The sequence below is a fragment of the Gracilinema caldarium DSM 7334 genome, from assembly GCF_000219725.1.
GTDB lineage: Bacteria > Spirochaetota > Spirochaetia > Treponematales > Breznakiellaceae > Gracilinema > Gracilinema caldarium.
Window position 1 is genome coordinate 2,368,491 of record NC_015732.1, and the last position, 25,029, is coordinate 2,393,519.

Annotated in this window: 19 protein-coding genes and 2 pseudogenes; 7 read left to right on the forward strand and 14 right to left on the reverse strand. The window is 45.1% G+C overall.

Annotated features, from left to right (window positions below; translation table 11 throughout):
• Window positions 1-19: 19 nt before the first annotated feature.
• Genes SPICA_RS10685 through SPICA_RS10710 form a run of 6 tightly spaced genes read left to right on the forward strand, consistent with a single transcriptional unit; the run spans window position 20 to window position 5,602 of the window.
• Window positions 20-1,438 carry a hypothetical protein gene (locus SPICA_RS10685; protein ID WP_013969517.1) on the forward strand — a complete coding sequence of 473 codons (1,419 nt, stop codon included), beginning with the start codon at window positions 20-22 and terminating at the stop codon, window positions 1,436-1,438.
• Window positions 1,439-1,461: 23 nt separating this feature from the next.
• Complete coding sequence (locus SPICA_RS10690) at window positions 1,462-3,204, forward strand: peptide ABC transporter substrate-binding protein (protein WP_013969518.1); 1,743 nt, start codon at window positions 1,462-1,464, stop codon at window positions 3,202-3,204.
• A gap of 13 nt (window positions 3,205-3,217) precedes the next feature.
• Complete coding sequence (locus SPICA_RS10695) at window positions 3,218-3,718, forward strand: CarD family transcriptional regulator (protein ID WP_013969519.1); 501 nt, start codon at window positions 3,218-3,220, stop codon at window positions 3,716-3,718.
• A gap of 3 nt (window positions 3,719-3,721) precedes the next feature.
• On the forward strand, window positions 3,722-4,447 hold the full coding sequence (locus tag SPICA_RS10700) for an IspD/TarI family cytidylyltransferase (protein WP_013969520.1): 726 nt from the start codon (window positions 3,722-3,724) through the stop codon (window positions 4,445-4,447).
• A complete protein-coding gene (gene ispF / locus SPICA_RS10705) occupies window positions 4,444-4,926 on the forward strand; it encodes a 2-C-methyl-D-erythritol 2,4-cyclodiphosphate synthase (RefSeq protein ID WP_013969521.1) in 483 nt (160 codons plus the stop codon). The genes SPICA_RS10700 and ispF overlap by 4 nt, the downstream gene beginning before the upstream one ends.
• A complete protein-coding gene (locus tag SPICA_RS10710) occupies window positions 4,913-5,602 on the forward strand; it encodes an endonuclease III domain-containing protein (RefSeq protein WP_013969522.1) in 690 nt (229 codons plus the stop codon). The genes ispF and SPICA_RS10710 overlap by 14 nt, the downstream gene beginning before the upstream one ends.
• A 28-nt stretch (window positions 5,603-5,630) precedes the next feature.
• On the opposite strand, the gene SPICA_RS10715 is transcribed toward SPICA_RS10710, so the two are convergent.
• From SPICA_RS10715 to SPICA_RS15310, 14 genes and pseudogenes are all read right to left on the reverse strand, one after another.
• Window positions 5,631-8,738 (reverse strand): SpiroCoCo family coiled-coil protein, encoded by a 3,108-nt coding sequence (locus SPICA_RS10715; RefSeq protein ID WP_013969523.1) that lies wholly within the window; start codon window positions 8,736-8,738, stop codon window positions 5,631-5,633.
• 7 nt (window positions 8,739-8,745) lie between these two features.
• On the reverse strand, window positions 8,746-9,414 hold the full coding sequence (locus tag SPICA_RS10720; protein ID WP_013969524.1) for an HAD family hydrolase: 669 nt from the start codon (window positions 9,412-9,414) through the stop codon (window positions 8,746-8,748).
• Complete coding sequence (locus SPICA_RS10725; RefSeq protein WP_013969525.1) at window positions 9,411-10,394, reverse strand: hypothetical protein; 984 nt, start codon at window positions 10,392-10,394, stop codon at window positions 9,411-9,413. Before SPICA_RS10725 ends, SPICA_RS10720 begins: the two co-directional genes overlap by 4 nt.
• 18 nt (window positions 10,395-10,412) lie before the next feature.
• On the reverse strand, window positions 10,413-10,817 hold the full coding sequence (locus SPICA_RS10730; protein ID WP_013969526.1) for an ExbD/TolR family protein: 405 nt from the start codon (window positions 10,815-10,817) through the stop codon (window positions 10,413-10,415).
• Window positions 10,818-10,819: 2 nt separating this feature from the next.
• Window positions 10,820-11,437, reverse strand: a complete 618-nt coding sequence (locus tag SPICA_RS10735; RefSeq protein ID WP_013969527.1) for a MotA/TolQ/ExbB proton channel family protein — start codon at window positions 11,435-11,437, stop codon at window positions 10,820-10,822.
• A gap of 14 nt (window positions 11,438-11,451) precedes the next feature.
• Window positions 11,452-13,074, reverse strand: a complete 1,623-nt coding sequence (locus SPICA_RS10740) for a hypothetical protein (RefSeq protein ID WP_013969528.1) — start codon at window positions 13,072-13,074, stop codon at window positions 11,452-11,454.
• The gene (locus tag SPICA_RS10745; protein WP_013969529.1) at window positions 13,071-16,022 is read right to left on the reverse strand and encodes a tetratricopeptide repeat protein; all 2,952 of its coding nucleotides are present in this window, start codon (window positions 16,020-16,022) and stop codon (window positions 13,071-13,073) included. The genes SPICA_RS10740 and SPICA_RS10745 overlap by 4 nt, the downstream gene beginning before the upstream one ends.
• Before the next feature lie 113 nt (window positions 16,023-16,135).
• On the reverse strand, window positions 16,136-17,497 hold the full coding sequence (locus SPICA_RS10750; RefSeq protein WP_041396220.1) for a hypothetical protein: 1,362 nt from the start codon (window positions 17,495-17,497) through the stop codon (window positions 16,136-16,138).
• An 87-nt stretch (window positions 17,498-17,584) separates the two neighbouring features.
• The gene (locus tag SPICA_RS10755; RefSeq protein WP_013969531.1) at window positions 17,585-18,643 is read right to left on the reverse strand and encodes a LacI family DNA-binding transcriptional regulator; all 1,059 of its coding nucleotides are present in this window, start codon (window positions 18,641-18,643) and stop codon (window positions 17,585-17,587) included.
• Window positions 18,636-20,564, reverse strand: a complete 1,929-nt coding sequence (locus tag SPICA_RS10760; RefSeq protein ID WP_156789671.1) for an alpha-amylase family protein — start codon at window positions 20,562-20,564, stop codon at window positions 18,636-18,638. Before SPICA_RS10760 ends, SPICA_RS10755 begins: the two co-directional genes overlap by 8 nt.
• Before the next feature lie 25 nt (window positions 20,565-20,589).
• Window positions 20,590-21,447 (reverse strand): carbohydrate ABC transporter permease, encoded by an 858-nt coding sequence (locus SPICA_RS10765; protein ID WP_013969533.1) that lies wholly within the window; start codon window positions 21,445-21,447, stop codon window positions 20,590-20,592.
• Entirely contained in the window at window positions 21,444-22,367 is a 924-nt protein-coding gene (locus SPICA_RS10770; protein WP_335328870.1) for a carbohydrate ABC transporter permease, read from the reverse strand. Before SPICA_RS10770 ends, SPICA_RS10765 begins: the two co-directional genes overlap by 4 nt.
• A gap of 132 nt (window positions 22,368-22,499) precedes the next feature.
• Complete coding sequence (locus tag SPICA_RS10775) at window positions 22,500-23,768, reverse strand: ABC transporter substrate-binding protein (RefSeq protein ID WP_013969535.1); 1,269 nt, start codon at window positions 23,766-23,768, stop codon at window positions 22,500-22,502.
• A 338-nt stretch (window positions 23,769-24,106) separates the two neighbouring features.
• A pseudogene (locus SPICA_RS15310) lies at window positions 24,107-24,313 on the reverse strand (integrase core domain-containing protein); the annotation flags it as partial.
• Window positions 24,314-24,373: 60 nt separating this feature from the next.
• Here SPICA_RS15310 and SPICA_RS10780 point away from each other — a divergent pair.
• Window positions 24,374-24,999, forward strand: a pseudogene (locus SPICA_RS10780) (transposase); the annotation flags it as partial.
• Window positions 25,000-25,029: the final 30 nt, after the last annotated feature.

The window sequence follows — 25,029 nt, forward strand, 5'->3', positions numbered from 1 at the left end:
GGGGCATATTTAATACGTAATGAAAGATGCACTACAGTTTCAAAACGACTTAGCCGAAGCTCTGGAGCAGCGGAAACTTTGGCTAGATCGTAATTTGTTACCAAAACTTAAAGATGAATTTTCCATATTTAAAGCATCCTTTGGAAGTCTCTACCAACTGTTATTACGAAAGGGACTCGTCCAAGAAGACCCTTATAAAAACGATATAAAAATCGGTGAGCTACAAGTTCCTAGCGAATCCCCCTTTACAGAAAGTGAACGGATTGAACAGATGAGCATACGGCTTTCTAATTTTGATAGCCAGATCGATTTTCTTGTAACATTTTATCAATTTAGTGTTGAATTTCTCAACATGGAACGCTTAAAACGTGTAGCTGGTATTGTCAAATATATTAACTGGTTACAATTTTCAGTTAATTCTCAGTATATAAATACCCGGTCTTTAGCGGAAATTGTTAACCTTGCTAAAGGAGGTAATGACCAACTGGGGACTGGCCTCATCGTGGATTCTCTTCAGCGACTAGAAAGCTCTTCAAAAAACATTTTAAAAATACTTAAAGATATTACCGATTTTCACCGTCAGAATTATAAACTCGAGGCAAGACTTAGATTCTTTGATACCCTGCCCCTGGACCGCAATAGTGTTTTTATCAAGAAAGAAGAAACCATGCAACTTATTAAACGTAAGTTTGCAGAAACTATGTCAGATAGACCTTTTTATCCAGAACTTTTCGAGGAACTCCTTAAAGAAAATTATAGTGCTGAAGGAGTCTCCCTTAAAAATGACATTTTAAAACAGCTTGCCATCCCAGAAGACAACAAAGAAAAGAAAAAAACAGATATATCATCCCGACCCATGCTCATCGAAGCGCTCAGAGGTTTAAATGGTCTTTCATTTATTTTAACCGATACGCTTAGCAAGCTTGATGAAAATAAACTGATTCTAGACAGTGAGCAAAATGGATTCTGGCAAAAGGTTCGGCAAATCATCCTTAAAATGCTCAATAAAGATTCGGAAGAGGTGTTCTACGAAATCGAATACCTGGATCCGGTGCTGGGAACAACACAATCTGAAAAGTTAAACTTTAGACAATTTAAAATGGATTTGATCAGAAAAGCCCGTTCTTTAGCATCGCTTAGTTCACGCAACAGTGCTTTTATGACTAAGTTGGAAAACGCCTCGGAAGATCAGCTTTTTTCTATTCTTTCAAAGAATATTGAAGAATTACAAAAAATTCATAGAACCTTAACAGCTCTGGATGAATTCTTTAAATCTGAAGTCTCTAAAGAGAACCGTGAGAAGATACGGGGTATAAAACCAGAACTTTCTTCAATAAAAAATACTATCGTTAAAGCAAATCAGAAACGACATGAATATATAGCCCAGAAAGAAGAACAGGAACAACTGAAAAAACTCGGTATTCAGGATAGCCAATAAGAACCGAAGAAGGAGCAAAATTAATGAAAGCATCACATGTACTTTATATTTCGTTTATAACAATTATTATGGTAACTTCCTGTATTTCAAATAAGAACGGAATAATAGTACCAGCTCCTCCACAGACAAGTAGCACCTCAGATCGTTCAGAAACTCCTGAAACAAAGAACGAAATGCAAGGTACTATAGAAAATAGTCCCGACCAGCATCTAACTCCCTTGGCAGAGGGGAGGCCTGACCCTCAGAATAAGGAAGAGCTTACCGTTGTTTTCTCATCTGGGTCTGTCGAATTTGACCCTCGGAAATCATTCCTCGCTTCGGAAGCTCAACTATTTACCGCCCTGTATGAGGGACTCTTTTCCTACAATCCGTTAACCCTTGAACCGATTCCCGCGGTGGCTGAATCCTGGAAACTTTCAGATGATAAGAAGACCTGGACTTTTACCCTGCGCAGTACTGCCCGGTATTGGAATGGGGACAAACTTACATCACAACATTTCCGAGATGCCTGGATTTCGCTGCTCGATCCAGCGGGAAACAACCCCTATTCTTCCTTGTTTGATATAATCGTCGGTGCCAAGGAATATCGAACTGGACAAAACAAGGATTCTAAAGAGGTTGGCATAGAATGCCCTGATGAAAAAACGCTTATCGTACATCTGAATGCACCGGCAGCCTTTTTCCCCAGCATGCTCTGTCATCATTCCTTTAGCCCTATTCATCCAAACATGATAGGAATTACCGATTGGTCAAAACAGGTTCCTATCTCAAACGGACCTTACTATCTTGTTGAACAACATAAAGACCGTCTTGTCCTTGCAAAAAATGAGCTCTATTGGGATTCAAAACGGGTTGCTCTAAAAAAACTAATTATCCGCTTTACCCAGGATGGAGAGGAAGCAGCCAGTCTCTGGAATTCTGGGGAAGCCAGATGGATTGCTGGTGACGTGAACCTGGAAGCCCTTCAGGACCGCAGTGGTATTGTGGTAAACGCAATGTTTGCCACCTATTATTTCTATATCCGTTCTTCTAGATCCCCATGGAATGACAGCCGTGTCCGTCAGGCCTTAAGCCTTACATTACCCTGGGATGCTATTAGACAGGGCTACTACCTTCCCGCAGAAACCCTTATTTATCCTATTCCAGGGTACCCTAAACCAAAGGGATTAACAGAAACAAACCTTGAAAAGGCACAACAACTACTTAAAGAAGCAGGATTTCCCAAAGGGGTTGGTATGCCTACCCTCGTTATTAAGATCAGCCAGTCAAAAGAAGCATATCGTATTGCAAGCATCATGGCTTCGGCATGGAAAGATGGTCTAGGTGTACCGGTCGATATTAAAGTTACTTCCTATGACTCCTATCTTGATGAGTTAAAAAAAGATGATTATGTGGTTGGTTCTTCTACCTGGATTGGTGATTTTGCAGACCCCTATACCTTTCTCCAGATGTGGCGCTGGGATTCCAATTTAAATGATGCCAGATTCCATGATCCGGTTTATGAAAACCTTATAGACCAGTCTATGAAAGAAGAAGGAGAGGTCCGCTGGCAGACCCTGTCTAGGGCGGAAGAACAACTTCTGCAAGGTGGTACCGTGCTTCCTATTGCTTATACCCCAGCCCTGAACATCATCGACATGAACGAAATAGATGGCTGGTACCCCAATCCGCTGGACATTCATCCCTTTAAATACCTGGTCTATGCAACATTTAGAGCGCTTCCCGGAGTAGCATGGGGACCTATTCACCAAAATAATAATTTATGATATATATAACATAATGAGTGAGCAGGTTACTACCTTTCAAATCGACCAGAAAGTGGTCTATCCCAGTCAGGGTGTTGGCAAAATCGTTTCCATCCAGGATAAGAAATTTAAGGACCAGACAATTCCCTACTATGTTATCTATCTCGAAGTAACGGATATGACGGTCATGGTTCCCACAGTAAAGGCTGAAGAACTGGGAATCAGGGCTATTGTCCCCCAGGAAGAAGCCCAGCGTGCCCTGGAGCTTATCGGCGAAAGCTTTGAGCCGATACCTTCAGATTGGAAGTTGCGGTACCAGATGAATCTCGATCTTCTAAAAAAGGGCAGTGTAATCGATATAGCTACGATTGTCCGTTCCCTCTATCATAGAAGCAAAATTAAAGAACTTCCCATTCTGGAACGAAAACTCTATGACTCAGCCTTAAAACTGTTAGAAGACGAGATCAGTTTTTCTCTGGGCAAATCTAAAGAAGAAGTAGAAGCCCTTATTTTTGCACGGCTGGAAGCCAACTAGCCTATGGAAGGTAGAACCATTGCGGCAGTAATTACTGCGGCAGGGGCTTCTAGTCGGATGGGGGGTATCAAAAAAGAGTACCACCTTTTAGGTGATGGCAGATTAGATGGAGCTGGAAAACCCCTTACAGTTCTTGGTTCCGCTGTATTGGCCTTCGCAGCCTGCTCTGATATTTCATATATCGTCATTACCGTTCCTTCCAATCCAGAAACCGGTGAAATGAAAGCCCGGCAAGCCTTGCCGGTTTTTCCGGGAACGCTTTCCCCTAAGCAAAAAATCATTTTTGTTCCTGGATCAAACACTCGCCGATCAAGTGTGCATCATGCGCTAGAGTTACTCAAAGCCTATCATGTGGACTATGTACTCATTCATGATGGGGCCCGCCCCTGGGTACAAACGCCCCTTATTCAACGTACTATCCAGGAGGTCATCCTCCATAAAGCGGTAATTCCAGTTATGCCCTTAGTAGAAACCCCGAAGGAGATAAATGCGGAAGGTATTATTACCCGACACCTCCGCCGGGCAAACATTGTTTCAGCCCAAACGCCGCAGGCTTTTTATTTTCCAGAAATACTATCCGCCCACGAGCTTGCAGAACACGAAGAGCTTGAAAAGGGAAAAGAATTCACCGATGATGCAGAAGTATGGGGACAATTCATTGGGCCGGTGTATACTATACTAGGAGATCCAGGCAATAAAAAAATTACCTTTCCGGAGGATCTGCCATGATACGAATCGGTTTGGGAAAAGATCTTCATCGGCTGGTTGAAGGTCGCCCCTTTATTGTAGGAGGAATAACAATTCCCTCTGACAAGGGAGAATTGGGCCATTCCGATGGGGATGTGCTCTGCCACGCAATTATCGATGCGCTCTTAGGCGCTTCTGGTCTTGGCGATATTGGGGAGTTCTTTCCACCGAGTGATCTCCAATGGAAAAATGCCGATTCTATGGAATTACTGAAAAAATCTGTTGAGCTTGTGTACCAGAAGGGCTGGAAAGTCATCAATATTGATTGTGTTCTTACCTGTGAAAGTCCAAAATTACTTCCCTATCGGCAGAGCATCAGGGAATCTCTTGCTAAAGCCTTACAAATCACGGTGGATCGGATTTTTGTAAAGGGGAAAACCAACGAAAGGGTTGATGCGATTGGTGCAGGTATGGCTGTAGAAGCTCTGGCAGTATGTCTCCTGGAACATGCCCAATTCTAGTGTTCCCTGGGATACCATATTTGCAATCCTCGAGACATGGCAGCAAGATCTCGAAAAACAAGGTATAGACCTCCCTTCGGTGAGCAATCTCGCGTTTGAAGCCGAAACCGATACCTACCGACCCTGGGTTGTTTTAGTATCTACCGTTATCAGCCTACGAACAAAAGATGCGGTTACCCTTTCCAGTTCCCGGCGCCTCCTTGCAAAAGCACCTACACCGGAAGCACTGGTAAAGCTTACGAAGGACGAAATCGCTCAATCTATCTATCCTGCGGGCTTTTATCGGACCAAAGCTGAACACCTGCATACCATTGCAGATCTCCTCATCCACCAGTATGATGGAAAGGTACCTGATACTCTGGAAGTGCTTCTCAGCCTTCCTGGGGTCGGTAGAAAAACTGCAAACCTGGTCCTATCGGAAGGCTTCGGCCAGGATGCCATCTGTGTGGATACCCATGTGCATCGGATCTGCAACCGGACTGGCTGGGTTGTTACGAAGGTACCGGAGGAAACTGAACAGGCGCTTCGCCATATCCTGCCCCGCCCCTATTGGCGACGAATAAACTGGCTCCTTGTACAGTTTGGTCAGCAGATCTGCCGCCCCCAGAGCCCTCTTTGTTCCCAGTGCCCCCTGACTTCCTTTTGCAAACGTCAGGGGGTTTCGAAATCTAGATGATGAATGGTACCCTGAAGAAACTGCCTGCCTACCCTTTCGGTGCAATTTCTAGAATCAGTTCTACTTCACCCCGGGAAAGTTTTACCGTACGGGCAATTTCATCTACGGTCCAGCCCTGATGGGCCAGTTTTACCACCGTTTCTCTCACTCCGATAGGAGGAGCTCCCTTATCTTTTGACAAGCCCTTTTTTCCTTCTTCTTTAAGAAGGGTACCCATAATTTTAACCTGCTCCTGAGCCTGTTTTGAAAGTTCCTCGAGGCGGGTTTCAGTACGGGCAAGCCATTCCCTGGCCTTCTGCATTTGTTCGATCCTTCTTTCCAGCTCAGCCATAAAGCTGTCCACATCAGCAACCTTTTCGGCAGCTTCCAGAGCCCGGTCACGATCCTGCGAAAGGCTCTCAATAACCGGCTTTATCGCTTCTATGCCAGATTGAAGTCTCTTTAATTCATCAGCATATTGTTTCAGCGCAGTTTCCATATCCCGGAGGGACTGGAAATTGCGGTCGATACCATCGTTGGTTGCATCGATGATCTGGTTTTTCCTCTCAAGCCGCAGGTACTTTTCTTCCGCGTCCTTGACCGCATCTTCCAGACGGCGCAGCTGAGCCTGTAAAGCCTGCAGAGTATCATCGGAAGCAGTAACTTGCATCAGTTTTTCATCTACAGCCTGTGCAGTCTGGATAAGCCGGTTAAAATCGGCTTCCATTACTTCGATCCGATGTCGTTCTGAGAGGAACCGGGTCATCTTGGCGTTTACTTCATCCTCAAGCCGCTTTATCTTGATAAACTGAGCTTCCAATTCTGCAGCTTCACTGCGCCGCTGATCAAGTTTATCCAGATCGGTATGCAGGTCTTCAATCTTCCGTTCCAACGACAGTTTAAGTTCATCGGCCTTTTCGAAGAGTTTGGTCTGGGCCACAAATTCTTTAATACGCCGGTCCGCATCTTTGATTGCTGCATCGAGGGTTTTGGCCTGTTCTTCGGTTCGGCTGAAGAGCTCATTTCTGAAAGCTTCTGCATCCTGATGGGCTTCCTGGATGGCATTTCTTGTTGCCGCAAGCCGTTCATCGCTTTCTGCGGCAAGTTCCCGGGCCCGCTTACGGGCTTCTTCCATAGCAGATTCGGCATCCCGCAATTGCTGTGTAAAGCGGGTTTGCCAGCTTTCCAGATTTTTCCGCTGGGCTTCCACCATATCAGCCAGTTCCTGCCCTCTGCTTTCCACCTGATCCACCAGGGTTTTCAGAGATGTTTCAATCTCACGCTGGTCCTTTTTAAGCAATTCTGCCATGGCCAAAGCATGCCGGCCGATTTCTGCCTTGGTAGCTGCTGCAGCTGCATTCCGGGCTTCTTCCAGATCTTTTGCCAATTGTTCCTTAAAGGCTTGCAGTGATTGATCTGCCTGTTCCATCTGCTCCCGAATTCCTTCTTCAAAGGCACCAGTCTGAATTTTAAGCCGTTCAAGGTCTGAACTGAACCGTTCGCTTTGATCAGCCAATCGGGTTCTGAAGAGTTCTGTATAGGTTTGTTCGAGCTGGGCCCGTTCGTTACGACCCGATTCCTCAAGCTGTTCAAGCTGGCTGTCCATTGCAGCTTTCCATTCCGAGAGCCTTCGATCGATCTCTTCACTGCGTTTAGCAAGATCAGCAAAGAAATCATCCTCGAAGAGTTTGAGCTTCTCCGAAACATTTTCGTATGCCCGTGTTTTGAGTGCATTCAGTTCATTTTCGAGGTTTGTCATCTCGGTCTTAAGCTGATTGACAGCACTCTCAAAGGAAGTAAGCACGGCTGTCCTGCGATTCTCACTTTCCTTTTCAAAGAGGGCAAAGTCCTGCAGTACCCGTTGTTCGGTTTCGTTCATAAATGAACGTAGCTCTGTTTCGAGATGGCTTACCTCATCGGCAGCAGCTTCCAGCCGCTGGAACTGTATCGCCTGGGCTGCAGCATATTCCTTAAGCCGCCCATCAACCGATGCAATGGTTTTCGATTCTGCTTCCAAAGTCTTTTGTTCCAGTTCCTTAAGTTTTTGCTGGAAAGACTGGATGATCTGTTGTATGCTGCTTTCCGTTTTGGAAGAAAGGTCAGTAATTTTTTGTTCTATGGCCGTTTCTAGTTGTTTGGTTTCGGCGGTAATTTGTTCCTGAATTGCCTTTGCTTGAGCGCCGGCTTCGGTAAGATCTTTTTTCCATTCCTCTTTTTGTACCTTAGCAAGGCCATTAAGCTCGGATACATCCTGTTTCCATTCATCCTTAAAGGTTTTAACCGATCCCTGAATTTCGAGAATCTTGTTTTTGGTTGTCTCCTGTAATTCAAGGACCTTATTCTTAGTAGCATCCTGAAACTGCAGGAGCCGCTCTTCCACGGTGGTCTGGAATTTGCGTGCCCGTTCCAGGGCCTGTTCTTTTAGTTTTACAAAGGCCGCATCTTCGAGTTTTTCTGCCTCATGACGAGCCTGTTCCAGGGCATCCTTAAGAACCGTCTCAACCTGGACTAAATCCCGATTCAGGCTTTCTTTCCGCTGTTTTTCTATTGCAACCACCGCATCCCGATGTTCCTCCACCCGTCGTTCAATGGTTTCGGCGGTACTTTGTAGGTCCGATACGGTGGATCGGATGGCCGCAAGAACTTCTTCTTCTGCCTTTTCCAGAGCCTGGGCATTTTGTCGTTCAAAGTTTAGTTCGATATCACCCAGGTTCTTTTCGAGAGCTTGGAGCTGTGTTTTAGCTTCCAAAACCCGCTTCAGAACCGTTTCCGTAAAGGGAGATTCTTCCTTTATACGGTTTAAATTTTCCTGAACCCGGGCAGTCATGTTCATAAGCTCTGCCAGGGAAGCATCATAGGCCGATATCCGTTCATCAATCTTAGCAACAGCCTGAGCCTTGGCTGCAAGGTCTTCTTCGGTAATAACAAGCCGTTTCAGGAGCTCCTTGGCAGCTTTTTGCTGAACGTCCAATTCAATAGCATAGTCTTTAACCGCGGCTTCCCGCTCTGCCACAAAGGCAGCGAGGTCCTCTTTGAGCCGTTCCCCGTATTTTCGGACCTTGTCCAGAGAACGATTGTTTTTATCAAGTTGTCGGAACAATACCAGGGTAATCAGCACGATTCCCAGGGTTATTAGATTACCTGTAGTGAATATCATTTGCTATCTAACTTAACACATAACGGCGTAATTGGCGATAGTCTTTGAAAATAAAATCAGCTTCTGGAACAGTTCGAGGAGCTAGGGCTAACGGATTTCGTACTAAGGCGGTCTTAAAACCAGCGTGTTTTGCTCCTTTTATATCATATTCTATGCTATTCCCTACATAAAGAATACGTTCCGGAGCAACCTGTAATGCATCTGAAAGTGCTTGAAAGGGTACTGGATCCGGTTTTAAACGACCCGTTTCTTCAGAGCAAAGTACCACATCCCAATAGGAGGCAATTCCCAGATATTCAAGTTTTTTATGGGGTGGAAAATCTGATAAGAGACCGAGCTTAAGTCCGTCGGCTTTTAAGGTCTGAAGCGTTTCATGCACATAGGGGAAAAGCCGTACTTTTTTAAAAATAGGTTCCCATCCTCGGTAAATAAGCTGTTGCGTTTTGGTATAAATCTTTTCTGGATTGTCCTTGAGAATATCCGCCATAATCCTGGCCTGGATATCGTAAAAACGGCCCTCATGGGAGGCGGCTCTCAGGGTGTCCCGGGCGCTCCCCATGGCTCTGAGCAGTTTATGTTCCCGGATAATAAAGGGCAGGAGGCGGAGATAAAAACGGTAATTTGGGTACAAGGTGCCATCGAGGTCGAAGGCAACTGCATCTAATTCCTGTCTCACTGCACCTTTATACTATATTTGAATCTGACCTGTCCATCCGAATTTGATGAAGAAAAGACCCACCGGGAAAACACATAGGTCTTCAGATACTCCGCAATATCCAGGGGCAGGGGCGGATCGAATTGTATCGAGAGGGCGATAACGGTTCCGCCCTTATCGATACGGAATCGGACCATTGTTTCTAAGAGGGTTGGCTGGCCTTCGAGGAGTTTGGCAGGAATAACAGCCTGGGGTGCAGAGATCAGTCTTCTACCGGGACCATCACCAAAATCGAAAGATCCCTGTAGATTTCCCTCTGCGCCACCGCTCACTAAGGCTGTGCCTGTGCTGGTGCCACGGAAAATGACACTGCCCGATTCAGTGCCACCTGGTTGTGAACCAATAGTTCTGCTTCTATCTTCATTCTGTTCTGATAAAGCTTGAGTCGTACTTTGCACCCGCCTAGCGAGAGCATCAGGATGCGGAGTCTGGGCAGAGCCTACGGGATTGCCATTGGCAGTAGCGAGCCCAGCGTCTTGAGCTAGGCCACTAGGCAGTGCCGGTGCTTCCGGGCTGTCTATAGCCAGGTCCGCCTCAGAAAGAGGTGCAAAGGGGTCTTCCCCACCTCGCCCCTGATAGGGATTGCTCGCACGAGGAGCAGGACTTATCCGGCTTGTAGAACTGCCACCGGCAACAGACTCTGAGAAAGGAACTGTTATCGCATGATCTGAAGCAACACTGGCAGGAGCTCGAGCAGTTACAGATTTACGAGAACCGGCTGTACGAGAGGGCTCTGCTTCTGAAAGTTGTTCCTGAACCGTAGTTGTCGGTGAAACCAAATTAATATACACCGGATTCAGAGAAGTATCGGATAGCTGATAGGGCCTTATGGGAAGAAAAGCCAGAATACTCATAAGGAGAACCCAAATAAGGATTGAGATAAGAAGACTTTGTTCAAATCGTTTTTTATCTGTTTGGTACTCTAATAATCCCGGTACCATAATTCTATCCCTACCTGGTTATTCTTCAAGGGTATGCAGGTTAATACCCCGAAAACCACTTTTCCGCAGTACATCAAGGACGGAAATAGTAAGACCATAGGAAATAGTGCGATCTGCTTCCAGGGTTACACTTTTTATTTCTGCCCGTTCTGATTCGGAAAGCTTCGAAAGCCGCTGTTCCAGTTCTGCAAGACTGACTCGATCCTTATTAAGATAAATCTCATCCCGGTTGAGTACTGAAACTATAAGCCGGGTCATCGCTGTAGGTTCTGCAGTACTCGATGTGGGCAACTGCAAGGTTATCCCTGGCAGAATTGCAAAGGTAGTAGACACCAGAAAAAAAAGAATCAGTTGAAATACCACATCTATCATAGGTACCAGATCTACCACAGTACGAGACTTGAGTCGCCGCTTAAATTGCATGGCTATTTTTCCTCTTTTTGATCGAGGACTAGGAGCACCAGGTCTCCCACGGTACTTTCTAGGTCGATGATAATGATGTTGGCCTTGCTTACAAAATAGTTATAAAAAACAGTGGCAGGGATTGATACAATAAGTCCCGCGGCAGTTGTGATTAAAGCCTCTGCAATAGCTCCAGCTAGAAGGGATGGATTACCCATAGCCCCCGATGCGGCAAGAACGCCAAAGGCCCTGATATTCCCCGATACAGTACCAAGTAATCCTAGCAGAGTCGATATATTGGCGATAGTACCCAAAGCACTAATATATCGTTCTATCCTTGGTACCTGACGGTTCGCAGCATTCATCACTGCTTCTTTAATTGCATCTTCACTCAGTCTGCGGTGTTCAAGACCTGCCCCGGCAAGCTTGGCCAAAGGGACTTCGGAAACGCTGCACAGTTCTTCAGCCTGGCTGAATTGCCCTGCTTTCAGCAATTGCTGAAGCTGAGGTAGTAATTCCCTCTGTTTTTTGATTATCATACTGAAAAAAAGAAACCGTTCTACAATGATGACCGTAGCCCCCAGTGCACAGAGGGCAATTACGTACATTATCGGTCCACCTTTAATAAATAAACCCAGCATAGTATTTTAACTCCTTAAAGAGAAAATTGTATTCGTAATCTGGCCTGGAATCCTTGTTCAAGATAGGGTTCCCATATCGATCTACCATATTTACCTTTAAAGGCTATGAACAGATCCTCTAGATCACCGATTAATCGAATACCTTTACCAATCATAATATAGGATTGTACATCAAGTCTTGGAATATCAACTCCATCATAATCAAAGGGGATGGCAGCGGTTCCTGTAACCCCAAAACGATTTTCACGATCCCGATAAGTAACGGATCCATACAATTCAAAGGCCCGTGTTTTGTCTACATCCAACCACTGGGATGCCCAACCTAACAGAGCATCTGTAAATTGCCAATACTTGCGAATTTCGACGTGGGTATTAAACTGCTGCAAAGAACGTACTTCATAACTATATAAACCTCTGCTATCAATATTTGCATTGTTCATCAATATGCTTCGCCCCGTATCCCCATAGCTATGCAGCCAGTTAGTTTTTATATTGAGGGATACTCCGTTCCATGGAACTATTTTGATGGTTCCATTAGCAAACCAATGTGTATCGATAGGAAGTGCAGGACCAATATCTGTATAGGGATTCAGTTCCCAAATTTCGCGTAAGGATTGATGTTGAGACTCAAGCCCACCTTTTATCACAAAAGAAACATAATCAGATGGTACCGCATCGATCCAGAGTGTAAAAGGGATATACCAAGCTAAAGAACTATTTGTACCAATACCAACAGTGGTACCGGTAAGCAAGGATGATGAAAGAGTAAAACGAGAAATCAGAGCAAGTTCTCCTTGCTGTGTCATTCGGTCACTATTTGCCACCATAGTAGGATCATTAATAAGTCCATAAAAACTATAGTCTCCTTCCAGACTCAGATACCAGGTATCTTTTATCCATTCCAAACGAAACGTCGGTATCAGCCCCAGTTCCTGAGAACGCACATCACCAGATACAGGGTGCTGATTCCCTTCTAGCGAAAGAGTTGCGCTGGAAACCAATAGGGAAGAATAAGCCGTAAAGCTACCGCTGGCAAAACGGAACGTCGGATTACACGTAAGATACCTATGGGATATAGTAAAAAAGTCCTGACTTTGTCCTTGTAAGCCGTTAGTCTGGTCTGTAAAAGCAGTTAACAGAGACCAGCTAAGCGACTCTTCTTTTCCACCCTGAAAATGCCCCTCTACACTTGTTTTTTGGTAGGAAAAACCAGTTCCCGCTTCGTGAAACGCCATTCCATCCTGTGCTTCATGGGAAAACCTCATAGTAAATGATGGAGTTCCGATAGGACGGAACAAAAACAAATGAGCGGTAATTCCATCCCAAAGAGAAGCACCTACCCCGATTTCTCCGAAGGTTTCCTGTTGTGTTTGATAAGACAAAGTATCAATCGAATCTGATGCATTCAAAACAGATTCGGGAATACTAATTGGTTTTTCCTGTGGCAATGCTGGTGCAACTGAAGGAATTGGCAGCGTCAATAGATCTGGGCTTGGGACATGTACCTGGGTATTGTCAACAGCCCGTACATCATCGGCCACATCGGGTAATGTAACAGTTGTATCTGATTCTTGTTGAGCTAAAACCATGTTCATACTGATGCATATACATAAGGCTGTAACCAGGAGTCGTTTCATCGAGAGGCCTCCATCAGCAGGTCTGCCTGTTTCGCCCAGGGAGAAGTTCCATATTGTTTCTTCAGAGTTTCTACAAGCCTCTTGGCACTTTCTGTTTTTCCAAGCCGCTGAGAATTACGGACTGCCTTAAAAAGAGCTTCGGGGATTAAGTCCTGCCGGGTCTCACCAGCTTTTAATCGAATTGCAAGGTTGATGGCATCAAGATAGGCATCGGTCGATTTTTCCCAGGCTTCTAAGAGGGCATAATATTCTCCCTTCAAAAAGTGAGCTTCAGCGGCAGAACCGGGATCCTCCCCAACATAGGCGAGCACCTGGTCAACGAGGGCTAAGCCAGCTTCCCGCTGAGAACTTTCTACAATATAGTAGCGGGCTAATTCCAGAGCTGTTTTTCGTCCAGCCATACTGGTTACACCCTGTTGTTTTATCAACTTCACCTGAAGCCGGGCTGCTTTTTCGTTCATTCCGACTAAAAGGTACCGGAGGGTTGCCACATCATCTTCAAGTCCTGCAGATTTTGCAGCATCACCAAATTCAACGATAGCGTTTGTGCCAACCCTGAGGGCATTTTCCCAATCCTGCTTCATCCAATAGGCTTTTTCTAGGGCTATCATAGCAGGGAGACGGTAGGTACTTCGCTGATATTCCCGTATTAGCCGTTCCCAGAGCAATATCGCACTATCGATCTGAGAAAGCTCTCGCTGAATAGAAGCACTGAAATAGAGGGCTCCATCTACTTTATTGCCCCGGATATAGGTTTGCCGGTATTGGGTGAATCGTTCCAGAGCTTCTCGCCATTGTTTTGCTTCATAATAGAGTTCGCCCCTTCGATATGCGGCTTCTTCTGCCTGAGGTTCCTGACTATAATTCCGCTGAACTGTTGCAAATACGGTATCAGCTTCTTGGATTTTGCCCATCCGGTAATACACATTGCCCTTTTCAAAAAGAGCCCGTACAGCGAGGGGAGAAGCGAAAGAAGCAGCCAGGTCCAGAGCTTTCAGAGCGCCTGTCCAATCTGATGTAAAACTCCGTACAACCCCTTCCAGATAACGGGCGCGAGCTTTAGCCAGAGGATCCGAAGCCCCCGCAAATGCAGCAGCCCTCTGGGCAAGTATTGCACTTTTTTCATAAAGCCCCTGCCGTGCATAGCTCCAGGCTCCAAGATAGGCTGCTGGATAGGTTTGTGGATGATCCGGGTACTGGCGGGCAAATTGCTCAAAGGTTTCTGCAGCTTCAATAAAACGGCTAGCACGATAGAGGGACCAGCCCTTATAATACAATGCCCAGGGGAACGCAATATCTCCTGGGGGACCGTTTTCCAGCGCTTTTATTAGAACTTCAGCTGCTGCACTATAAACAGCGGCAGTACTACTCGTTATTGCAAGGGAGACACCTTTCATGTAGAGAAACCCAAAACGATAGGGGGATGTAATTTTAGCTACATCAAATTTTCCTTCTATTTCCTTACTTGAAGCTATCACCTGGTCGTATTGGGACTTTTCAAAAAGAAGACTCATACGTTCAATCTGAATTTCAGGGTTAAAGGGATTTTGCTGTATCAAGGCATTATAGCTATCAAGAGCAGATACAACCTGTCCTGTTTTTTGAAAAAGCCGGCTTTGCAACCGCAGCGATAGTTCTTTTGGACCTGGCGGTATCGGATCAGTTCCTAGTATAAGGAGCGCCTGGGTATATTCATGTTCACGGTACAAGGCATAGGAACTATAAGCGCGAACCAATGCAGATATATCTTCTCGGCCTTCTTTTTCAGCATGAATAAGCGCCTGTTCACCAAAGCGAATGGCATCATGCCAATCTTCCTGTTGTAATGCATACCATTGAAGCCGGCTTAATAATAAGGCCTTTTTATCGTTCAAACGTGGGATCGCATCGGATAGAATTTGCATCGCCTGCTTTTTATCACCCTGACGCCAACTAATTTCTGCAAGATAGATTGGCACATCTTGGGTTACATTTTCATTTTCTGCTATAGCCAGAACCCTGAGAAAATAGGACTTTGCTAAATCCAGCTTTCCTTCATAAAAAGTGGAAGAACCAACCTGAAACCAAAACATAGCAAGCGCTTTAGGATCACTTCGAAGTAAATTCTCCGATCTAACAATTATAGAGGCAACCTTATCATCATGCCCTTGTCGCTGCTCAAAACGTAAGAGGTATTGTAGTGCTTTGATAGCAATTTCTCGGTTACTAGAAACGCTTAACATATCTAAGAGAACGGTTCCCTTATCAATTTTGCCCTGAACCAGATAGGCTTCTGCTGTACGAAGAGCCAGGGATTCACGAATTTCTGGGTTCAGTCCTTCTGCTGGCAAAGATTCCCAAAGCTTGATCTGTTCATCATATTTACCAAGACGACCATACATTTCTGAAAGATAAACTAAAAGAGTTCCTTCTGTTTCAACTCTTAATGATTTTCGAAACCGTTCTGCATTGAGACATTCAAAAGCTTTCAAAGCCAGATCTGTATTATCAAGTGCAAGAGCAGCCTTGCCTTTGTACAGGAGCGCTTGTTGCTGGGTTTCATCATCAAGCTTGTTTAAATCAAGGTTTGATAGTAACTGTAAAGCCCGCACATAATTCTTAGCATCATAATCAATCAGAGCTTTCCAAAATGGGATATAGTGTATATATCTGCTAAAATGATATCGCTTTTCTATAACTTCAAAAGCCTGATAAGCTTCTTGATTGTTACCCATCCGATAAAGGATAACCGCTCTGTAATATCTTGCATCACCATTATAAGGAGAATCAGGCCATTTTTCTAATAGTTCATCAAATTGCTTCAATGCAAGTGATATATTACCTACTTTGAATCGGGCTTCGGCATTAAAAAACAGATCCCGATCCCAATTTTGAGCATAAAGGGATGTATTAGCTAAAAAGAGAATAACAAATAAAGATCTACTAAAAAAAGGAATTTTAAGTTTCATACAATTAAACAATATCCCATTTACCTAAAAGTTACAGAATCGATGGTGTAATTTAAAGACAGGGTGGTATCAAAGCAAAGCTTTCTATACCGAACACTAGTAACCAGATACTTTTATCGAGTAATCATAAAGGGATCGAATTGTTCGCTAAAAGGAATCCGAACGAGATGTACCTGATACCCCGGATAACGCCGTATAAAAGTATCAAAAGAGGTTTCGGCAGCACTCTCAAAAATTGAAACCTTAAAAATGCCATCTTCCGTAAAGTAAGGTACTAATGCCGCCACATGAAAATGCCGTCTGATGCCTTTTCCAGCTTCATAAGGTAGTTTAGTACCCGAAGGATACTGTCGCAGCACCGTAGGTCTATCAGTATTCACCGAAACAAGATACCACCATTGCGGATATCGTACTGCAAGACTGTACATGAGAGACGGGAGTCCCTCAATATTAAATCCTGCATTAGGTAAATAGGGGGGGAAAGAAACCTGTTCAGTTTTGTTATATTTTTTAAGTAAAAGCTGGGAAATATAAGAATCGGTAACATCAATTTCCTGTAAGGTAGCGTATTGAGGTGAACGGAGGATACGATTCGCCTGGAGCGCAAGGTTTCTCGTCCAATCGAGACCAAAAAAGGGATCCAGTAATTTTTCCACCGGCTCAGTAAAATTCGACCCCCGGTTCCCCACAGGCTGTTTCAGTTCATAAATTGTCAGTCCTTTACCTGTTACCGGTCGAAGCAGTCCATCAATAAGCCATTTGGTAAAACCTGAACAATTCACCCCCCAATCCTGTCCCTGTGGTACCAGGGTGGCAATGAATACGGGCTGTCCCTGTTCATCCAAAGCCCCATCGTCCCTATAGGTTAGTAGAGGCAAGTAGGTTCGCACCTGAGCCAAAAAGGACCTGAGGTCCCGGTATAAAGCGGGATCCACATTAAAATATATGGCTGGAAAATCTGTACCAAGGTTAGAAAGGATCTGTTGAAACGACAGGGCAGTAAAATCTTTCATGCTTAATGATGTGGGGCGGGCATATACCACATATCCATTATAGGCAACCACATCATAGACAATTTTATGGGAGCTTTGGGGCCGGAATTCTACATATACATAAGGATCGGAGCGTAGATAGAGCCGTATTTTTTTTAAGCTTCCGTCGCTGAGATTACGATACCATATCCAGGACCCCTGTACCCATCCGGGAGAGAGTCCTTGCCGTTCCCGGGCAAGCACCACAAGAACATCCGATCCCCCCCGTTCAACGCGAACCTCTACCAGCTCACCGGTTTCTAATGTAAATAGTTTGGATTGCTGTTTCAATACTTGAGCAATGGGGAGAGTAAACCATGAGTCAACGAGTTGACGTCTCAGGAATGCATCATCACTGATTTGAAAAAACGTAATATCTTTGGCACTATACGGAGCGGCTTGCAGATAGTGTAGCGGCACAATGCTGCTCAGCGCCCAGATCATAATAAGGGGTATATATTGATATTGATGTGTCATTCCTGACTTATAACTATGGAACATTTCTTTATAGCTATCGGCAAAAAAGTGAACTTAATCAAGAGAGACCGGTGCTACCGATGAACCGACTTGCAGTTCTACCGGCAGAATCAAATCTGAACAGGGGAGTCCACGCATAAGGTTAACCACAAGGGATGCCGCGGTCTGTCCCTTTTCATAACCCGGCTGACTTAAGGTTGTAAGGGGTGGGTTTAGAAGTTTCCCAAAAAAGATACCATCGAATCCTGCAACAGATATATCATGAGGAATATTAAGTTGTTGTTCATGACAGATTTGATAGACACCCAAAGCGGCTACATCACTGAGACAGACTACCGCAGAGGGTCGATGCTGTTCAGTAAGTACTGGCGTAAGAACAGCCACCGTAGATTCCACACTGGCATCCACCGGGTAAACCTGAATCTCATGTGATTCTCTACGAATGCCCCGTTCTTCCATGGCACGATATACCCCCTGGAGCCTGAGCTCGATGATTCGACTCCGAATCCCATCAGGGGAGTCCACTAACACCTGGTGAAGGTTTTTAAGACTTACCACAGCAATATACCGATGTCCCATATCCAACACATGGGACATAAGCTGATAGGCCGCATCTTTATCATCAATACCCACATTGACGGAACCAACAAGCCCAGCACCATCTACAGTAACAAAGGGTATTTGCCTTTTTCGTATCAGTGAGAGGATCTCATTATCTGGTTCAATTCCAATGGTGATAATACCATCGACCAGGGCAGTACGAACTGTATGGGAAAGAAGCCCCTTAACAGGGGGTAATATGGTCAGGGATAGATCTTCACCGTGACATACCGTACCAATACCTTGGAGGACTTCGAACATATAGGGATTTTTAAAGGCTTCCTGAATTGGATCAGGTAGTAACAGGCCGATGGCACCAACTTGTTTTGTTGTCAGAGTCCTCGCAAGGGGATCCGGTATATAATTCAGTTCTTCAGCAACCTGTAACACCCGGTCACGGGTTTCTTCAGAAATTTTCCAAGGCGCATTAAATGCAAAAGATACGGTAGCTTTGGAGACCTGAGCTTTTTCGGCAATATCTTTGATAGTGATGCGTCTGGTTGATCTACTCATGATTCAGTACCCATAACAGGTCACAGGGCAGCAGTTCAAGGGCTTCTCCTAATAAAATAAGCCTGCCTGATAAGAGATCCTCACCATTTCTACCTGCAAGCAGATGATTCAGGCGATCCTGGGGAATCGTAACGGGATATTCAGAGAAATTACCAATAACCGAAAGGAGTTGTCCCGATCTTTGCTTATGGAAAACCAGCACCGAAGGATGTCCAGAATCGGCTACGGTGAGCCCCTGGGTGCCAAAAACCTTATAAGCCTTCCGCTGGGAAACAAGGCGCTGCATAGCAGTAAATACCCGGCCCTCTACAGTGGACGTATCATGCCGCTTTTTATAAGCCTCCTCCGACCAGAGGGGACGATGGACCCAGCGGCTGTCCTTAGCCTGTGCCGGATCTTCCGCATACTCGTAACGATTCAGGGCAGCCACCTCATCCCCCAGATAAATCAAGGGGATTCCACCGGCAGCAAAGGCGATACCATATAGCAGTATAAGCCGTCGAATGGCCCGGTCCAGATCTTTCCCGGTCCCCTCATCCAGAGCCTGTTCGATACCTGCCAGGGATGCGGCGGTCCCGCAGATGCGGCGATCCCCGGTGACTGGATTGTACTGAAAACTCACGCCCCGGCTAAAGGACCCTGGAAATTCACCCATGTAAAAAGCATTGAGAAAGTCCCGGTGATCCTTGCCCTTAATCCCCAATTCCGCCGCATCCTCATCGGCAAAGGTCCAGCCAATATCATCATGACAACGGACATAGTTAATCCAGGCACAGCCTTCAGGAAGATGATGCCGCTTACGCAGAGACAATGCCAGCAAACGGACTTCTTTAGTAGCAGAAGCTTCCCAAAGTTCCGCCATCAGCAGAGGATTGTAAGAAATCTGGCATTCCCGCAAATCAATATATTTTTCGATATCATCGGGATGTACAATTGCCTCAGATTTAAAAAGGAGTGACGGAGCCACCAACCGACTCGCACATTGGAAGGCCTGAATAAGGGTATGGGCTTCTTCCAGGTTTTCACAATTGGTGCCCGCTTTTTTCCAGATAAAGGCCACTGCATCAAGCCTGAGGATGGAAATGCCTGCATTGGCCAGGAAGAGCATTTCCTGAACCATGGCATCGAAGACTTCCGGATTCCGGTAGTTAAGATCCCACTGATAGGAATGGAAGGTGGTCCAAACCCATTTCTGCAGTTCTTCGTTAAAAGTAAAGGAACCCTTGCGTACCTCAGGGAAAATGTCCCTGAGGTGCGCCTGGTATTTCTGTGTCTCCCCATAATCTGAAAAGAGCCAGTAGAAATCCTGATATTTTTTATCCCCAGATTTTGCCTTCAGGGCCCATTCGTGTTCATCCGAGGTGTGGTTAAATATAAAATCGGCTACCAGGGCAATGCCATGCTCAGAGAATTCTCGGGCCAGTTGAGAAAGATCATCCATTGTCCCCAGTTTTGGATCAGTCTCCCGATAGCTTGAAACCGCATAGCCACCATCGTTTTCCGGTTGGGGACAACGGAAAAAAGGCATGAGATGCAGATAGGTAACCCCCAGCTCCTTGAGATAGGGTAAGCGATCCCGAAGGCCATGAAAGGTACCGGCGAAACGGTCCACATAAGCAACCGCTCCGACCTGCTTTTCAGAAAGGAACCAGCCCGACTCGGGGGGATACTGGCGGTCCAGTTCTTTTAAATAGGCTGGTCTATCAGTAAAGGCATTAAACAGGTTAGCTATGATGGTCTCGACCTGATAGGCAAAATCGGGCCGTGTACCATATAGGCGCCATAAGAGCTCAGCAAAACGTTGAAATTCCTTCTCCAGCCGATCATGAAATTCGGCCCAGCCAGCCTGTTTGGTTAAACCTCGGCTGGCCCACCGCTCGAGGCACTGGAGAAAGAGGGCTTTCCATAAACCTTCCATCATTACATTCCTATTTAAAAAATGACCATTATTTTATTGACCCGGCAATCATTCCTTTAACAATATATTTCTGTGCGAAAAGGAAGAAGATAATAACCGGTATCATAGCAAGCAGTATGGCAGTTAAAATAAGGTCCCATTGCTTTACAAAGGCTCCGGCAAAATTGGAAACCGCCAGCGGCAGCGTCATAATGGCATTTCCCTTACCCAAGACCAGCAACGGTAAAAGGTAATCATTCCATATCCAGATGCCATTTAAAACCATAACTGTCGCCTGTATTGGCGTAAGGATGGGGAAAATGATTTCATAAAAGATCTGATACCGATGACAGCCGTCGATGGTGGCAGCTTCTTCCAGTTCCAGAGGGATACCCTTAATAAATCCGTGGAACATAAAAATAGAAAGGGAAGCGCCAAAGCCTATATAGGCTAAAATAATACCCTGGTAGGTTCTGAGTAAGGGAATACCCGTTGCCTGGGTTGTCATTCTAAACCAGCTTAAAAGAGGAAACATAACAATCTGAAAGGGAATAACCATAGCTGCAACAAAAATGAAAAAGATAACATTGCTCACCACATTCTTAGTGCGCACTAAAGCCCAGCCAGCCTGAGCAGAAAGCAGATTGATAAGCATGAGGGACAGGGCAGTGATAATTGCTGAGGAAACTAAGGAGCTAGGATAACGGACTGCTATACTTGTCCAAATCTTTACCACATTCGAAATCAGGTTACTCCATTGAGTCGGCCAAACAAGCGGGTATTGGGTTACTTCAAAGGCAGTCTTTGCCGAATTGATGACAACTAGATAGAAGGGAAACATGAACAGAATAAAAAAAGTGGCCGTAAAAAGTTCAGCAATAAAAATACCAATTCGTCTGTTCGTCATAATTCAATTTCCTTCTTTTTATTAACATAGACCTGGATAATCGAAATGATTGCCAGCACCAGGAAGAAAACCACCGCCCGGGCCTGGCCCTGGGCCAGATTATTGGAAATAAAGGCTGTATTGTAGATATTGAGGGCAATCAGTTCCGTCCCAAGAATAGGCTTCCCCAAAAGCATAGTAGAAGGACCGCCGGATGTTAGGGAAACATTGACATCAAACTGTTTAAAGGAGTTTACCAGGGTCAGGAACATGGTCACCGTAAAAGCCTGGGCTGCCATCGGGATGGTAATTGCCTTAAGCCTGATCCAGGGAGTGGCTCCATCAATTTTTGCAGCTTCATGTAATTCCTGAGGTACATTTTCGATAGCGGCGATATAGATCATCATAATATATCCCGCATACTGCCAGGTTCCTACAATTACCATGGCAACTAAGGCGGAGGTGTTTTTACTCAGCATGAGATTATTAGGATCAGAAAGAAATTGTAATGCTGGTATGAGATTCCCCAGAGAGGGAATCGCATTGTTAAATATAAATTGCCAGATATAACCAAGAATAAGCCCGCCAATGAGGTTCGGAACAAAAAATCCCACCCGGTAGATATGCTTGAACCGCAAATCGCTCGTTACAAGCAGAGCCAGTGAAAAGGCTACCAGGTTGATGAAAAACATGTTAAGGACCGTATACACAAAGGTGATCCCAAAGGAATATAGAAAAGATGGATCCTGAAAACTTTTAATAAAATTTTCAAAACCAATAAATCGGAATCCTCCATCAAGCTTCGCAGAGCTTGACCAGTTGGTAAAGGCATAAAAAGAACCCATAAAGAAGGGAATTACCATTACCATAAGAAATGCAAACAAAACCGGCGCTAAGAACAGCCAGAACACCAGATTAGCTTCGCTTTTTTTCGTCATCATGCCCCCCAGACTTGGCAATGAAACAAGAATGGCTACAGGTTCATCCTGTAGCCATGATTTAAACCCTTAGGAGTTGCCTGTATACGGCATTACAATGAGCAGCCCTTCATAGGGCTGTCCTTCTCTAAGGGCTTATTTCTGTGCATTATCCTTGAAAGCCTTAGCCATCAAATCGATAAACTGCTGTTTGGTGATCTGACTGGCAGCGAACTGGTTGTAGATCGGAGTCAGCACCTTGTCGCGGAAATCACCGGAGAAGTAGTACTGGTTCCAAGAATAGACCTTGCCGGCAGCGGCCCACTGTTGTACAGACTTGGAAAGCTGTCCATCGGGGTTAAGATCAATACCGGAAAAGGCAGGGATCATGCCTGCTTCTTTGACCATATAATTATGTCCTTCAGGGGTGCTTACCAGATCATTCAGGAACTTTTTGGCCATAGCAAGGTTCTTGGAGTCCTTATTGATGGCATAGAAAGAAGGAGCCGCAACAAAGATACCGTCGGTAGCTTGTTCCATGGAACCATGGGGAGCGAAGGCCATCTTAAAGGTTGCATTGGCAGCCTTCATGTTGGGATCGGTCCAGTTTCCCTGATGCAGGAATGCGGCTTTACCGGTGGCAAAGGCACCAACCTGAGCATCATAGTTACCGGTAAGAAGAACCGTCTTATCAGCATACTTAAAGAGCAGCTCTACCCAGTCGGCATATTCCTTAAGCCGCTGCATATCCACATCACCTTTGAGAAGTGCATTGACTACAGAGAGATCCCCATAGGGAAGCCCGTTGGAAAGGAGGCTGTTGAAGTTATGATGAGCAGTAACCCAACCCATTTCTACAGCAGCAGCCATGGATACAACAGAATTAATTCCCAATTCCTTTTTCATAGAATCAAGTTTTGCAAAGGCCTTCCGATATCCATCGAGATTTACAAGGGTTGCAGGATCAATACCAGCTTTAGCAAGCATATCCGCATTATAAGCCATACCCCAGCCTTCTACAGCCACAGGGAAACCATATACCTTGCCATTGTATTTGAATGCAACGGAGGTCTTGGAAACCCAGGGTTCACTAGAAAGATCGAGAATGGAGCCTTCCCACTCTTTGTATGCCTCAAGACCATCAAAGGCGAAAATGTCGGGCATATCTCCAGCGGCATAATCGGCTTTGAGCTGGGGACCCATACCACCGGAAGTACCACCAATTGATTTAATGGTTACGGTTACCCCATTTTTATCTCCCCAAAGTTTTGCATAAGCCTTGAGTTGGGCATCAATTTCAGGCTTATTTTGCATCAGGGTTAAAGTTTTTGGCGCGGGCTTCTGGCAAGAAACAAACAACATGCCAACAACAGCGGCGACAACCACTAAAGCAGTGACTGCCTTCAACATCTTTTTCATTTTCATACGTATTCCTCCTGGAAAATGCTTTTAACCGGTTTATTTAACCGGTTAAACATAGCATAACACAGATTCTTTTCTTGTCAAGTGGAAAAATAATTTTTATTGGTATGTAAACAGAGAAGGTACCCCCCTGGACTACAAAATAAGTCAAGATAGTATACGCCAATGAGAATGCGTTATTTGTCAACATAGATATCGCCTTTTTAATGATGCTGTGCGTTCAGCGCCACTCGGTCACAATGGACCCAATCTTTAAGGTATGACCGTATTTCTAGTCGAAAGAGTCGTGCATACTTAAGAGTCTTATTACGTTTTCTAAAGAGTTCTTTTTCAATACCCTAGTGGCGCTGATCAGGTGTCACATAGCCAATTCCAGAATTTCGGTGCTGAGTATTGTACCAGTGAACAAAATCGGCAAACCCCTCTTGTGCATGCTCTTGCGAGGTAAAATAGCGAGAATATAAAGGCACATATTTTGCGGTTTTAAATAAAGCCTCACTATAGGCATTATCATTTGATACACGGGGACGCGAATAGGAAGGAATGACTCTACATGCGAGCCTGTAACAATTTTTGTGTAAACGGCTATACTACAAGAAGGAGTACGTATGGCCATTACCAAAGAAGTTCTGGATGAATTAATGAAAGAGTATCGAGGTCCTGATGATCTCATAGGTCCCGACGGCCTGCTGAAGCAGTTAACCAAAGCCCTGATAGAGCGGTCCATGGGAGCAGAGCTCACTGAACATGTGGGCTACGAAAAGCATGACCAGGGTGAAAAACCAACGACTAACCGACGGAACGGGAAAACGAAAAAGACCCTTAGAACCGATCAGGGGCCAATAGAAATCGAGGTCCCACGAGATCGGGATGGCACCTTTGAACCAGCTATCGTCCCCAAACATCAACGGGAGTTTAAAGGCTTTGATGACAAAATCCTGTCCATGTACGCTCGAGGGATGACGACCCGAGAAATTGCAGGACACCGGAAAGCAGTAGCTGCGGACCTTAAAAGATTTACACCGCCGCAAGTGAAACTGCCGCAGAAGAGGAACTCACCCAATTTGCCTAGCGGTGGGATGCCAAATACCCCACGATTGCTCGATCATGGAAAATGCGATGGGTAGAAATAGTGCCATTTTTTAAATACCCGGAACCAATACACAAAGTGATCTACACCACGAATGCAATTGAATCATTACATTACTCAATCCGAAGAATCACTAAAAACAGGTTGAGCTGTAGGGCTAAAAAACTCATTAAG

Coding starts and splice junctions, on each gene's coding strand:
- SPICA_RS10685 (WP_013969517.1), top strand. CDS start 20: ATGAAAGATGCACTACAGTTTCAAAACGACTTAGCCGAAGCTCTGGAG.
- SPICA_RS10690 (WP_013969518.1), top strand. CDS start 1,462: ATGAAAGCATCACATGTACTTTATATTTCGTTTATAACAATTATTATG.
- SPICA_RS10695 (WP_013969519.1), top strand. CDS start 3,218: ATGAGTGAGCAGGTTACTACCTTTCAAATCGACCAGAAAGTGGTCTAT.
- SPICA_RS10700 (WP_013969520.1), top strand. CDS start 3,722: ATGGAAGGTAGAACCATTGCGGCAGTAATTACTGCGGCAGGGGCTTCT.
- ispF (WP_013969521.1), top strand. CDS start 4,444: ATGATACGAATCGGTTTGGGAAAAGATCTTCATCGGCTGGTTGAAGGT.
- SPICA_RS10710 (WP_013969522.1), top strand. CDS start 4,913: ATGCCCAATTCTAGTGTTCCCTGGGATACCATATTTGCAATCCTCGAG.
- SPICA_RS10715 (WP_013969523.1), bottom strand. CDS start 8,738: ATGATATTCACTACAGGTAATCTAATAACCCTGGGAATCGTGCTGATT.
- SPICA_RS10725 (WP_013969525.1), bottom strand. CDS start 10,394: ATGGTACCGGGATTATTAGAGTACCAAACAGATAAAAAACGATTTGAA.
- SPICA_RS10730 (WP_013969526.1), bottom strand. CDS start 10,817: ATGCAATTTAAGCGGCGACTCAAGTCTCGTACTGTGGTAGATCTGGTA.
- SPICA_RS10735 (WP_013969527.1), bottom strand. CDS start 11,437: ATGCTGGGTTTATTTATTAAAGGTGGACCGATAATGTACGTAATTGCC.
- SPICA_RS10740 (WP_013969528.1), bottom strand. CDS start 13,074: ATGAAACGACTCCTGGTTACAGCCTTATGTATATGCATCAGTATGAAC.
- SPICA_RS10745 (WP_013969529.1), bottom strand. CDS start 16,022: ATGAAACTTAAAATTCCTTTTTTTAGTAGATCTTTATTTGTTATTCTC.
- SPICA_RS10750 (WP_041396220.1), bottom strand. CDS start 17,497: ATGATCTGGGCGCTGAGCAGCATTGTGCCGCTACACTATCTGCAAGCC.
- SPICA_RS10755 (WP_013969531.1), bottom strand. CDS start 18,643: ATGAGTAGATCAACCAGACGCATCACTATCAAAGATATTGCCGAAAAA.
- SPICA_RS10760 (WP_156789671.1), bottom strand. CDS start 20,564: ATGATGGAAGGTTTATGGAAAGCCCTCTTTCTCCAGTGCCTCGAGCGG.
- SPICA_RS10765 (WP_013969533.1), bottom strand. CDS start 21,447: ATGACGAACAGACGAATTGGTATTTTTATTGCTGAACTTTTTACGGCC.
- SPICA_RS10770 (WP_335328870.1), bottom strand. CDS start 22,367: ATGATGACGAAAAAAAGCGAAGCTAATCTGGTGTTCTGGCTGTTCTTA.
- SPICA_RS10775 (WP_013969535.1), bottom strand. CDS start 23,768: ATGAAAATGAAAAAGATGTTGAAGGCAGTCACTGCTTTAGTGGTTGTC.